At 61.7% G+C, this 12733-nt stretch carries 9 protein-coding genes; 5 read left to right on the top strand and 4 right to left on the bottom strand.

The features are described 5' to 3' along the window. Positions 1 to 179 precede the first annotated feature (179 nt). The 4 genes from E8M77_RS10905 to E8M77_RS10890 all read left to right on the top strand — a co-directional run bounded on the left by E8M77_RS10905 (position 180) and on the right by E8M77_RS10890 (position 5571). A complete protein-coding gene (locus E8M77_RS10905) occupies positions 180 to 1133 on the top strand; it encodes an ornithine cyclodeaminase family protein (protein ID WP_137130670.1) in 954 nt (317 codons plus the stop codon). After that, a complete protein-coding gene (gene hrpB / locus E8M77_RS10900) occupies positions 1133 to 3601 on the top strand; it encodes an ATP-dependent helicase HrpB (protein WP_137130669.1) in 2469 nt (822 codons plus the stop codon). The genes E8M77_RS10905 and hrpB overlap by 1 nt, the downstream gene beginning before the upstream one ends. Before the next feature lie 14 nt (positions 3602 to 3615). Continuing rightward, positions 3616 to 4920: an ActS/PrrB/RegB family redox-sensitive histidine kinase gene (locus tag E8M77_RS10895; RefSeq protein WP_137130668.1), complete on the top strand. Its 1305-nt coding sequence runs from the start codon at positions 3616 to 3618 to the stop codon at positions 4918 to 4920. A 75-nt stretch (positions 4921 to 4995) separates the two neighbouring features. Further along, positions 4996 to 5571: an ActR/PrrA/RegA family redox response regulator transcription factor gene (locus E8M77_RS10890; protein ID WP_137130667.1), complete on the top strand. Its 576-nt coding sequence runs from the start codon at positions 4996 to 4998 to the stop codon at positions 5569 to 5571. A 10-nt stretch (positions 5572 to 5581) separates the two neighbouring features. Here E8M77_RS10890 and E8M77_RS10885 read toward each other — a convergent pair whose 3' ends face one another. Further along, entirely contained in the window at positions 5582 to 6070 is a 489-nt protein-coding gene (locus E8M77_RS10885; protein ID WP_137130666.1) for an MmcB family DNA repair protein, read from the bottom strand. 178 nt (positions 6071 to 6248) lie between these two features. On the opposite strand from E8M77_RS10885, the gene E8M77_RS10880 reads away from it, so the two are divergent. Then, on the top strand, positions 6249 to 6914 hold the full coding sequence (locus tag E8M77_RS10880; RefSeq protein ID WP_137130665.1) for a L,D-transpeptidase: 666 nt from the start codon (positions 6249 to 6251) through the stop codon (positions 6912 to 6914). An 81-nt stretch (positions 6915 to 6995) separates the two neighbouring features. On the opposite strand, the gene E8M77_RS10875 is transcribed toward E8M77_RS10880, so the two are convergent. The 3 genes from E8M77_RS10875 to E8M77_RS10865 form a co-directional block, all read right to left on the bottom strand. Further along, entirely contained in the window at positions 6996 to 9164 is a 2169-nt protein-coding gene (locus E8M77_RS10875) for a malate synthase G (protein WP_137130664.1), read from the bottom strand. A gap of 90 nt (positions 9165 to 9254) precedes the next feature. Beyond that, entirely contained in the window at positions 9255 to 11252 is a 1998-nt protein-coding gene (locus E8M77_RS10870) for a hydantoinase/oxoprolinase family protein (RefSeq protein ID WP_137130663.1), read from the bottom strand. Positions 11253 to 11318: 66 nt separating this feature from the next. Beyond that, entirely contained in the window at positions 11319 to 12725 is a 1407-nt protein-coding gene (locus E8M77_RS10865) for a cytochrome P450 (protein WP_137130662.1), read from the bottom strand. Positions 12726 to 12733: the final 8 nt, after the last annotated feature.

Here is a 12733-nt window from a genome sequence, read left to right as displayed (position 1 = left end):
TCCAGAACGAAGGACTTCGTCGCTAGCAGCGCCGCCGCCCTCGTCAGTGATCGGGGTTATAGATCCAGCAATTTCATACGTCAACTGCCAATTTATAAATCTGTCATTTTTCTTTGCGCCTCTCCCTCAAGAGTGCGGCGAAGGCTATGGTTTGCAGCAGATTTCGAGGAGTTTGGACCATGTTGATGCTGAATGCGGACGAAACCCGCGCCGCCCTTCCCTTCAATGCCCTGATCGGGGCGATCGAAACCATGTTCAAAAGCGGCTGCGTCATGCCGGTTCGCCATCATCATGAGATGGAGGTCCCGGGGGAAGCTGCGGGTACCATGCTACTGATGCCGGCCTGGGTTCCGGGCGCCTATGCCGGCGTGAAGATCCTCAACCTTATTCCCGACAATCACCTGCGCGCGCTTCCCACTATATATGGTCAGTATCTTCTCTCTTCGGCGCGCACGGGCAAGATGCTGGCGCTGATCGAAGGTGGCGAGTTGACGGCACGGCGCACGGCCGCCACGTCGGCGCTCGCCTCGCGGCTTTTGTCGCGCCCGGATGCTAAGGAGATGCTGATGGTCGGGACCGGGCGTCTCTCGCTCAACCTGATCGAGGCGCATGCGGTGACGCGGCCGCTCACCCGGTTTCGGATCTGGGGACGGGATATTGCAAAGACGGAGGCCATTGCGGCTGAAGCATCAGCTGCAGGCTTTGCTGCTCAAGCAGTCGGTGACCTTGAAACGGCGGTTTCGACTGCCGACATCATTTCCTGCGCCACGCTCTCAGTTGCCCCCCTGATAAAGGGTGCCTGGCTGAAGCCTGGCCAGCATCTGGATCTGGTCGGCGCCTTCAAGCCAAGCATGCGCGAAAGCGATGACGAGGCCGTGCGCAGATCCAGCATCTTTGTCGATACCCGTGCCGGCGCGGTGAAGGAAGGCGGCGATATTGCCATGCCGCTTGCCGCTGGCACTATCAAACATGAGGACATCCTGGCCGACCTCACCGGCCTTCTGACCGGTGAACATGCAGGGCGCAGGCGCGAAGACGAGATCACCCTATTCAAGTCCGTCGGCGCAGCGCTCGAGGATCTGGCCGGCGCGATGCTGGCCTATGAAACTGCGCGCAAGGTGCAGCAGTCCTGATGCCCTTCTTCTCCGATACCATTCCCGTGCTTCCGGTCACCGCCGTTCTGCCGCAGATCGCAACAGCTCTGGAGAGCGGCAACCGAGCCGTGTTGTCAGCGCCGCCCGGCGCCGGCAAGACAACGCTCGTGCCGCTGTTCCTGCTCGACCAGCCCTGGTGCAAGGGCCGAATCATTCTCCTGGAACCACGGCGGCTGGCGGCAAGGGCTGCAGCAGCGCGCATGGCCTCGCTCCTGTCGCAGGATGTGGGCGAGATTGTCGGTTACCGCATGCGTCTTGATAACCGTGTTTCGGCAGCGACGCGCATTGAAGTGGTGACGGAAGGTGTCTTTGCTCGGATGATCCTCGATGATCCGGAACTGTCGGGTGTGTCCGCGGTCCTGTTTGATGAATTCCACGAGCGGTCACTGGATGCAGATTTTGGGCTGGCCTTGGCACTCGATGCACAAGGAGCACTGCGCGAGGATCTGCGTCTCATCGTCATGTCGGCGACGCTCGATGTGGAGCGCGTGGCAGCCCTTCTGGGCGATTCGCCTGTGATTGCAAGCCACGGACGCACCTATCCGATCGACATCCGCTATCAGGATCGCGATGCGGGCGAGCGGATCGAAGATGCCATGGCCCGCGCCGTCTTGCGCGCACACAGCGATGAGACCGGCTCCATTCTTGCCTTCCTGCCCGGCCAATCTGAAATCCTGCGGACCGTGGAGCGCATCAGCGGCCGGCTGCCGGACACGACCGTGATAACTCCGCTTTATGGTAATCTTTCGCAAAGGGAACAGGATCTGGCGATCCGGCCCGCTGCAAGCGGCACACGCAAGATCGTGCTTGCCACCTCGATTGCCGAAACCTCCATTACCATTGACGGCGTGCGGATCGTCATCGACAGCGGGCTGCAGCGCCTGCCGGTCTTTGAGCCATCGACAGGCATTACGCGGCTTGAAACCGTGCGCGTATCGCGTGCTTCCGCCGACCAGCGGGCGGGACGCGCCGGCAGAACCGAGCCGGGCATTGCGATACGCCTCTGGCATAGCGGCCAGACGGCGGCACTTCCCGCCTTCACCCCGCCGCAGATCCTGGCAAGCGACCTTTCCAGCCTGGCACTGGATCTTGCCCATTGGGGCGTACGCGATCCGAGCGAACTGGCCTTTCTCGACCAGCCGCCGGCACCGGCATTGACCGAGGCCCGGCAATTGCTGCGAATGATGGGTGCGCTGGATGGAGAGGACATGCTGACACAGAAGGGACGGCTGATGCGCGGACTGGCGCTTCCGCCCCGGCTGGCCGCAATGGCCATTGCGGGTGCGCAGGCCGGACAGGCACAGGCCGCCTGCCAGCTGGCCGTGATGATGACCGAACAGGGGCTTGGCGGCAGTGCCGTCGATCTTGACGAGAGGTTGCGCGGCTTTCGCAACGAGCGTGGCGAGAGGGCGGAAGCGGCACGGAGGCTTGCCACACGACTCATGCGGTCGCTGCCGGCATCATCGCCTGCGACAGAACCGGCGCAGGCAGCCGATCTTCTCCTGCATGCCTATCCCGATCGGGTGGCGCTGCAACGCGGGGCCCGCGGTCGCTTCGTAATGGCCAATGGACGCGGCGCCGAACTGCCGGAGACCGAAAGGCTCGCAGGCGCCCGTATGCTGGTGATTGCCGATCTGACCGGCCGCGCGGCGCAGGCGCGCATCACGGCTGCTGCCGAAACAAGCCGGCCGGCTGTCGAAGCGGAGCTTGATGAGGCTATCCTGCGCGGCGAGGAAAGCTATTTCGACCGGCAGAGCCGCCAGGTGCGGGCGCGCCGGGTCGTACGGCTCGGCGCACTGGTGCTGGAAGAAACGCCCTTACCAAAGCCAAAGGGTGCGGCTGCCGCCGAAGGACTGGCCGACGGCCTGCGCCAGCTGGGCCTCTCAGCCCTTTCCTTTTCAAAGGACGGTGAACAATTGCGCGAGCGGATAGGTTTCCTGCATCGCTCGATCGGAGCCCCCTGGCCGGATGTTTCGGACGAAGCGCTGCTGGAGCATCTCGACCTGTGGTTCGTTCCGTTCCAGGCCGGCCGCACCAGCCTTGACGCGGTCGATGCCGGCAGCCTCGCCGAAGGTTTGCGCGCGCTTCTTTCCCATGAGCAGCGCCAGGACCTGAACAGGCTGGCGCCCACCCATTTCGAAGCACCAACCGGGCAGCGGCATCCGATCCGCTATGATGGAAGTGAACCGGTGCTGGCCATTCGCGTACAAGAATTGTTCGGCTTGAAAAGCCATCCGGCGGTTGCCGGCGGCCGATTGCCGCTTCTCCTGGAGTTGACTTCGCCCGCCCACCGGCCGATCCAGACAACACGCGACCTGCCCGGCTTCTGGGCGGGATCCTGGAAGGATGTGCGCGCCGATATGCGCGGCCGCTATCCGAAACATCCCTGGCCGGAAGATCCGGCCCATGCCGCACCCACCCACCGGGCAAAGCCGCGGGGCACGTGAACAAGGAGAGACTGATGGAAGCGCCATCCATCCGGCACGCGCAGTTTGGTCGCTCCAGCCGCAGCCTTCGCCTGCAAACGCTGGTGCGGCTGCGCTGGCTGGCGGTTGCCGGCCAGACACTCACGGTGCTGATCGTGGCACTGGTCCTGCAGTTTTCGCTGCCTTTGTCAGAGACAGGCCTGCTGATTGCGGCCTTGGCGCTGGTCAATCTGGCGCTTTCCCTGCGCTTTCCGCCAACCCATCGGTTGCAGCCGGCGGCGGCCCTTGTCCTTCTCGGCTTTGATCTTCTGCAGATGAGCGGGCTCTTGTTCATCACGGGCGGGCTTGCCAATCCGTTTGCGCCGCTTCTCTGCGTGCCGGTCATCATTTCCTTTGCCTCGCTGCCGCTTCGCCATTCGCTGGGGCTTCTTGGCTTTGCCATTGCCTGCACGACGGCACTGACAATTTCGCCCTATCCGGTGCCCTGGCATCCGGACGAGACCCTCATCATCTATCCGGTGATGCAGCTTGGCATATGGTGCGCGATTGTCTCGATGATGGCCTTTGCCGCCTTCTATGCCTATCGCGTATCCATGGAGGCCACGCTGCTGGCTGATGCGCTGGCGGCAACCGAACTGGTGCTGGAGCGGGAAAAGCACCTGTCGCAGCTGGATGGCCTGGCCGCCGCCGCCGCCCATGAGCTTGGCACGCCGCTGGCCACGATCAGCGTCGTGGCCAAGGAAATGGAACGGGAACTCGCGGGAGACGAACGATTCGGCGAAGATGTGGCGCTGCTGCGCAGCCAGAGCGAGCGATGCCGGGATATCTTGCGGCGTCTCACATCGCTCTCGGCTGATAATGAGGCGCATATGCGCCGGCTTCCTCTCTCCTCACTGATCGAGGAAGTGATGGCGCCGCATCGCCAGTTCGGCATTGATCTGATACTGGTGGAAAAAGGCGAAAAGGCGCAGGAGCCGGTCGGCAACCGCAATGCCGGCATTCTTTATGGCCTCGGCAATCTTGTGGAGAACGCCGTAGATTTTGCCCGCCGGCAGGTCACGCTGACAGTGGCGCATGATGCAGAGCGGGTTTCGATCACGATCGAAGACGATGGTGATGGTTTTGCACCGGACGTGCTTTCACATATCGGCGAGCCCTATATGTCGACGAGAAGCCGCGAATCGACCAGTGCGGGAGGACTCGGCCTTGGCCTGTTCATCGCAAAGACGCTGCTTGAGCGTTCGGGCGCCTCTCTGACCTTTGCCAATCGTGGCGGCGAGCAGTCTGGTGCCCGGATTTTGATCACCTGGCCGCGTTCGGTCATGGACATCCGGGAATGAGGGGTTCTATGGCTGACCCGACAAGCCTTCTCCTGCGTAGTCACAGATATGAAGGCACTGTGGAGAGAAACAATCATGGCTGAGACTATTGAACACAGCGCGCCGATGGAGAGCCTTGAGCTCGGTCCCGATACCTCGCTGCTGATCGTCGATGACGACGGACCCTTTCTGCGCCGGCTGGCGCGCGCCATGGAAAGCCGCGGCTTTGCCGTGGAAGTGGCCGAATCCGTGGCCGAAGGCATTGCCCAGTCCAAGGCAAGACCGCCCAAATATGCGGTGGTGGACCTTCGGCTGGGGGATGGCAACGGGCTTGACGTGATCGAGGCGATCCGTCGGTCGCGCGAAGATACGCGCGTCATCGTGCTGACCGGCTACGGCAATATCGCAACGGCAGTGACCGCCGTGAAGCTGGGCGCCGTGGATTATCTGTCCAAGCCTGCCGATGCCGATGATGTCTATGCGGCATTGACGCAGCGACCGGGCGAAAAGGCCGATGTGCCGGAAAATCCGATGTCGGCAGACCGTGTCCGCTGGGAGCATATTCAGCGGGTCTATGAAATGTGCGAGCGCAATGTCTCTGAAACCGCACGACGTCTGAACATGCATCGCCGCACGCTGCAGCGCATTCTTGCCAAGCGCGCGCCGAAATAAAGGGTTGTCTCTAACGCTCCTCGAAAGTGCTGCCGGTCGCCCATTCGGCGGCAAGCAGCCTTTCGCCTGCTACGCGGGCGAAATTGAGCGTCATGGCTTTGCGCGTCGGGGCGCTTAACCGATGTTCCGGTGCATCGCGCAGCATATGCGCGCCATAGCCGTCCGACAGGATGAGACCGCATTCCTGCGGGAAAATGTCGAGGGGAACCTCCTTATGGGTTGCAAACAGCAACCGGTCGCAGAAATCGCGATAATGCGGCCATTTGCGATCGACGCGGAAATCCTCGATCGAGGTCTTGATCTCGATAATCCAGATTTCTCCCTTCGGCGTGATGCTGACAAGATCCGCCCGACGTCCATTGGTGAGGGTCAGTTCCGGCAGAATGGCATGGCGCATGTCGCGCAGCAGGACCTGCACACCCTTGCGCACCATCATCGCACGCGCTGACTGGCGCCCGTCTATTAATGGGTTGTTAGTATTAACGCTCAGCAGAGTCATGGATAGGCCTTCGGTAGAGGCTGGTATTGTTGCAAAAAGGCAATGATTTTTTCATTTGTGCAGGCGCGAAAGGTTCGGGCCGGTCAATGCCTTGCCAAGCCTGTTGTAATCTAAAATAAACCTTTCATCAAAGATGGTATGAACCGTCTTGCTCCCACTCCTATCCCAAGAGAAATCCATGCGAATCCGCACTAGCATGATCGCATCCGGCCTGTTGGCGACGCTTGCCCTGGCCGGTTGCTCCACGACGTCCGAGACCAAGGTCGCAACAGTCCGCACCGAAACCAATGCCATCTTCAGCGAAGCCTATGGCCCGGTAACAGACGCCGGCTATGCCCTGCCCGCCATTCCGGTCAGCCGGCTGGACAAGAAGTTCCACCGCCAGATCATCGATTTCGAGACCAAGGAGCTTCCGGGCACGATCATCGTCAATACGCGCGAGCGCTTCCTCTATTACATCCTGCCCAACGGCAAGGCCGTTCGGTATGGTATCGGCGTGGGCAAGCAGGGATTTGCCTGGTCGGGCGAAGCCTATGTGGCCTGGAAGCAGGAATGGCCGACTTGGCATCCGCCGAAGGAAATGGCAGAGCGACGCCCTGATGTTGCCCGCTATGTCGAAGAGGGCATGGGGCCAGGGCTCAGCAATCCGCTCGGCGCCCGCGCCATGTATCTGTTCAACGAAAAGGGCCAGGATACGCTGTTTCGCCTGCACGGAACGCCGGAATGGGCCTCGATCGGCACGGCCGCCTCTTCGGGCTGCATCCGCCTGATGAACCAGGACGTGATCGATCTCTACAGCCGCGTGCGCCCCGGTCGCAGCACGAAGGTCGTCGTGATCCAGTAATCGATCTCGACAGGGGTTTTGAAAACGGCGGAGCTTAAAAGGCTCCGCCGTTTGCGTTTCACGTGAAATCCTGTTGGCTTATCAGGCCACGGCCTTTGCCTTGGCTTCCAGGCGGCGGCGATGCAGGACAGGTTCGGTATAGCCGTTCGGCTGTTCGCGGCCCTTCAGAACCAGTTCGAGTGCCGCCTGGAAGGCGACGGATTCGTCAAAGTGGCCGGCCATCGGCTGGTAGAGCGGATCGCTGGCATTCTGGCCATCGACAATGGCGGCCATGCGCTTCATGGTCTCGGTCACCTGCGCCTCTGTTACGAGGCCATGACGCAGCCAGTTTGCCATATGCTGGGCGGAAATGCGCAAGGTTGCGCGGTCTTCCATCAGGCCGACATTGTTGATGTCGGGAACCTTGGAGCAGCCGACGCCCTGATCGATCCAGCGCACCACATAGCCGAGAATGCCCTGGGCATTGTTGTCCAGCTCCCGCTGCACTTCTTCCGGCGTCCAGTTGGGCCGCGATGTGACCGGCACCGAGAGAATGTCGGAGAGTTTGGCACGCGGCCGCGATGACAGCGCCGCCTGAACCTCGGCCACGTTCACCCTATGGTAATGCGTGGCATGCAGGGTGGCTGCCGTTGGCGAGGGCACCCAGGCGGTATTGGCGCCGGCTTTCGGATGAGCGATCTTCTGTTCCAGCATGGCTGCCATCAGGTCCGGCATGGCCCACATGCCCTTGCCGATCTGCGCATGGCCGGAAAGGCCGCAAGCAAGCCCGATATCGACGTTCCAGTTCTCGTAAGCCGAGATCCAGGCAGCCTGCTTCATGTCGCCCTTGCGAATCATCGGGCCTGCTTCCATCGAGGTGTGGATCTCGTCACCAGTGCGATCCAGGAAGCCGGTATTGATGAAGACGACGCGCTCACGCGCCGCGCGGATGCATTCCTTGAGGTTGACCGTCGTGCGGCGCTCCTCATCCATGATGCCCATCTTGATAGTGTTGGGCGCCATGCCGAGCGCCTCTTCCACACGGGTGAAGATTTCGCAGGCAAAGGCGACTTCCTCCGGCCCGTGCATTTTCGGCTTCACCACATACATGGAGCCGGCACGCGAATTTTGCCGGCGACCGTTCGGGCCGATGTCGTAAAGCGCAATCAGCGCCGTCACCATGGCGTCCATGATGCCTTCCGGCACTTCGCGACCGTCACGATCCAGAATGGCCGGATTGGTCATCAGGTGACCGACATTGCGCACCAGCATCAGCGAGCGGGCATGCACATCAAAACTGCTACCATCCGGTGCCGTGAAGGCGATATCCGGATTGAGCTGGCGCACGAAGGACTGTCCGCCCTTGGTGACCTCTTCCTGCAGATCGCCGCGCATCAGGCCCAACCAGTTGCGATAGACGGTCACCTTGTCCTCGGCATCGACGGCTGCGACCGAATCCTCGCAGTCCATGATGGTGGTGATTGCCGATTCGAGCCAGACATCCGAGATATGGGCCGGATCATCCTTGCCGATGGCGGTGGAGGCATCGATCCGAATATCGATATGCAGCTGGTTCTTGCGCAGCAGGATCTGGGCTGGTGCCGCCGCCTCGCCGCGATATCCGGCAAACTGCGCTGCCTCGACAAGCTGAACCGTCTTTTCACCAACCGCGACCAGCAGTGAAGAGCCGGAAATGGCAAGCCCGGTCACCTCGCTCCAGCTTGCATCGGCAAGCGGCACGGATTCATCCAAGAAATTGCGCACCCAGGCAATCACCTTGGCACCGCGCACGGGATTATAGCCCTTGCCTCGGTCTGCCCCATCTCCCTCATCAATCGCATCAGTGCCGTAAAGCGCATCATAGAGCGAACCCCAGCGCGCATTGGCGGCATTCAGCGCATAGCGGGCGTTCATCACCGGCACGACGAGCTGCGGACCGGCAATGCCTGCGATCTCGGCATCGACATTGTCCGTCGTGACCTTGAAATCGGGCCCTTCCGGCAAAAGATACCCGATCTCGCGCAGAAAGGCCTCATAGGCTGCCATGTCGCTCGGGGCACCATTCTTGCGGTACCATTCATCGAGCTGCGCCTGGAACTGGTCACGCTTGCCGAGCAATGCGCGGTTCTTGACGCCGAGATCATCAATGATCATCGAGAGCGCGGCAAAGAAATGATCGGCATCCACGCCGCTGCCGGCGAGCGCTTCCTCGATCAGGAAGTTGTGCAGCGCCTCGTCTATCGCCAGACCATTCCGTTCGATTCGGCTCATGCGGTTCCTCCATCAGATATCCATGTTGTCAGCGGTTCTTGCGCGCTGCAGCCGCTTAGTCAATGCAGCAATGGTCTGATCGCACGGCCATCAGGCATGGACAATCCGCGGGCGACCGCTGGCAGTGGCGGTGATTCGCGCCTCGACAAGCCTTCGCGTGCCCTCGACTTCCGGCTCATCGATCTCTTCCCGAAGGCTGATGGCAACCTCCCCTGCCCCGTTTGTCACGGCGAGCTGTTCGACTGCCTCGCAGCCAAGACGACGGGCCTCGTCCAGCGCATGCTGTTCGTCATCAAACACCAGAGGCGCGCCCAGACCGGAAACGAGGAACCCACCCTGCGCCATGGAAGCAACCGTCACCATGACACTCGAGCGCACATTTCCGACGACCGCGCCAATGGCATTGGCCACATCGGCATCGGCCGGAATGACAGAGGCGGCAGACAGCATATCGGCAATCGCCGGGTAATGGACGGATGCCGAAGCGCCAAGGCCAACCAGGGGTCGATCAAGCGATAGCGACAGCCGGACCACGCCCGGCGCCCGGCTCAACGCACGGTCAATTGCCGGCGAGGTGGCCGGATCAATAGCCTCATCCTGTGTGTTGGGCAGGCAGGCGGAAATAATCGCTTCGGCAGACTGTCGGGTCAGCCGCGCGGAGATCATCTCAGCGAGTGATTCGGGGCTTGGTGCAATCGGATTGCCAGCGCCGTCCCGCAAGCGGCAGGCAAGCTTCAGGCCGAGCAATGCCGCGCCGGCATGCCATTGCGACTGGCGGCCAAGCGCATGCATGGCATCGGACGGCGTCAGTCCCGCCACCTGCGCCAGACCGAGCGACACCAGCCGGTTCAGCTGCGCGCCATGACTGTTCTGCAACAAAAGATCATTGATCGGCACCGGTTGCGTGCCAATCCGCTCCAGCAGCTTCTGTTCGGCAGCCGTCAGACCGTGGGACGCCGCTATTCCGGTGGCCATTGCAAAACGCCCGTCATAACGGCCCGGATGGCCGGCAGCGAGCTGACGCTCCAGCACCGGCAGCACCGCATCGGGATAGAGAGACCCGACAAGGCTTAAGGGCAGGAGCCTGCGGGGACCGAGCGTGATGCGCGCATTCAGGCCGCGATCATCGATATGCACTTGCGAATCACCGCCAAGCCCAAAGGTGTGCAGCGCCACGGCCTCCACCATGGTGCGATAGCCGCCGACAACCGCGCCATCCGGCGCCAGGCGCGGACGCCCATCCTCCAGGATCGCCACATCACTGGTCGTCCCGCCAATATCCGATACGACGGCCTGATCGAGACCCGTCAGGTAACGGGCGCCGACAAGGCTTGCCGCAGGGCCAGACAGGATCGTCTCGATAGGGCGCAGGCGCGCCTGCGAGGCCACAATCAGCGCGCCATCGCCGCGCACCACCATCAGAGGCGCGAGAATGCCGCGACACTGCAGAAAGCTTTCGCAGGCCGTGATCAGCCGCGACAGAACAGCCACAAGCCGTGCGTTCAAAAGCGTGGTCAGCGCGCGCCTTGGCCCCCCGAGCCGCGAGGAGAGTTCGTGGCTGCAGGTGACTGGCAGGCCGGTCTGTTCACGAATGAAGTCGCGCACGCGCATTTCATGTGCCGGATTGCGGGTGGCAAAATAGCCGGCAATGGCAAAGGCCGACACTTGAGTGGCAAGATCAGGCAGCTGGTCTTTCAACGCCTGCATATCGAGCATCCGTTCCTGCCCATGCACATCATGACCACCGGCAAGCATGATGACGGGATCAGAGCCCAGCGCATCCTTCAGGCCGGCGCGCAAAAGGTCGGCAGGCTCAAAACCGATCATCACCAGGCCAGCGCGCCCGCCCTGCCCTTCCACCAGCGCATTGGTGGCAAGCGTGGTGGAGAGCGATACAAGACCAATCGATCCGGGCAAAACACCCGCTGCTTCCAGAGCGCCTTCGACACTGAGGCCAATGCCGATCGACAGGTCATGCCGGGTGGTCAGCGATTTTGCCTTGCCGATCACACCTCTCATCTCGTCGAAAACCACGGCATCAGTATAGGTGCCGCCGGTATCGATGCCGAGAAGAAGGGATGATGTCACGCTCAAGTTCCCAAGGAAGCTGACGCAAGTCTAGGCTGCTGGACCGGCTCCGGCCAAGGGATAATTTCAGCTTTGCCGCCGTCTTGGCGTCACCCGCATCGGCAATCCGTCGCGCGGCTGCGTCGTGAGACGCTGGACCGGCCAGGGCTTAGACCCCGGCAGGGCATCGATGCGGTAGCGCGACATCAGGACGGCCAGTGCAATAACGGCTTCCTGCATGGCAAAGGTTGCGCCAATGCACACGCGCGGGCCGGCACCAAAGGGCAGATACTGGAAACGATCGATCTTGTCTCGATTTTCCGGCAAAAAGCGTTCCGGCATGAAGGCGCGCGGCTTTTCCCAATAAAGCTCGTGGCGATGCAGGGTCCACGGCATGATGAGAATTGTCATGCCGGCCGAAATCGACACCGTCTCGCCGGCCGGGCTTGTCCATCGATCGCTCTTGATCGCTTCGCGGTTGAGCGAAGGCGCGGGTGGATAAAGCCGCATTCCCTCTTCAAAGGCCGCACGCACATGCGGCATGCGGTCGAGCCATTCGACGGGCTCCACGCCGAGCGCCAGAACCTCGTCGATCTCGCGTTCCATGACATCGCGAAAGTCTGGGGAGCACGACACGCAGTAGAGCGTCCAGGCAAGCGCTCGCGCCGTCGTTTCATGCCCGGCACCGATAAAGGTGAGGATGTTATCCTCGATCTCGTCCAGGGTCAGGCCGTCCGGCCCGTCCAGTTCGAGCAGCAGTGTCAGGAAGTCGTCCGGCGTATTGGCCCGGTCCGCCTTCATCCGGGCCCTGCGCTTCTCCATCGTCTGGCGCACGACATCGCGAAACTGCTTCATGACCTTGGCACCGCCAATGCGCCTCAGACGCGGCACCCAGGGCGGCGCGCGCAGCATGTCCATGGGATCGACACGCCCCATCCGGTGCAGCAGCGCCTCCACATCATCGGAGAAATTGTCGCTGGTCGTTACAACATCGCCGGAAAACAGAGTTTCGGACAGGATGCCGAAAGTGATCTCGGCCATGTCGGCAGACATATCCTCCACCCGGCCGGCAACGCCGATATCAGCATATTTTTTCACATACTCTTCAGATTTCGCCAGCATCTTGCCGGCAAAGCCCTTGGCATGGCGGGGCGTGAAGACCGGCGCCATGGCCTTGCGCGACCGCTTCCAGACAGGCCCTTCCGCCGTCAAGAGGCCATCGCGCAGGATGGGCCGCAGGATCAGCTGGCGCACTTCGGCCATGCGGTAATTGCTGGAATTTTCAACAAGGATATGGCGAATGAGGCGCGGATCATTGACGATCAGATTGCGCTCGGAAAAGAACTTCGTCTCGATCCAGGGCAGTGTGTAGGACGGTCTGCCCCAGAGCTCCAGCGGATTGCGCAGTACGGTCCGGATCACCTGCAGGCGGCTCAGAATGCGATTGCGGGGAATCGGCGCCGGCGGTTCGAATGGTTCTGGACGCATATCCAAGGCCGGTT

Origin of the sequence: Rhizobium sp. FY34, from assembly GCF_005222845.1 — a bacterium.
Classification (GTDB): Bacteria; Pseudomonadota; Alphaproteobacteria; order Rhizobiales; family Rhizobiaceae; genus Neorhizobium.
This window is presented reverse-complemented; position numbering and strand designations above follow the sequence as displayed.

Coding starts and splice junctions, on each gene's coding strand:
- E8M77_RS10905 (WP_137130670.1), top strand. CDS start 180: ATGTTGATGCTGAATGCGGACGAAACCCGCGCCGCCCTTCCCTTCAAT.
- E8M77_RS10875 (WP_137130664.1), bottom strand. CDS start 9,164: ATGAGCCGAATCGAACGGAATGGTCTGGCGATAGACGAGGCGCTGCAC.
- E8M77_RS10880 (WP_137130665.1), top strand. CDS start 6,249: ATGCGAATCCGCACTAGCATGATCGCATCCGGCCTGTTGGCGACGCTT.
- hrpB (WP_137130669.1), top strand. CDS start 1,133: ATGCCCTTCTTCTCCGATACCATTCCCGTGCTTCCGGTCACCGCCGTT.
- E8M77_RS10885 (WP_137130666.1), bottom strand. CDS start 6,070: ATGACTCTGCTGAGCGTTAATACTAACAACCCATTAATAGACGGGCGC.
- E8M77_RS10890 (WP_137130667.1), top strand. CDS start 4,996: ATGGCTGAGACTATTGAACACAGCGCGCCGATGGAGAGCCTTGAGCTC.
- E8M77_RS10895 (WP_137130668.1), top strand. CDS start 3,616: ATGGAAGCGCCATCCATCCGGCACGCGCAGTTTGGTCGCTCCAGCCGC.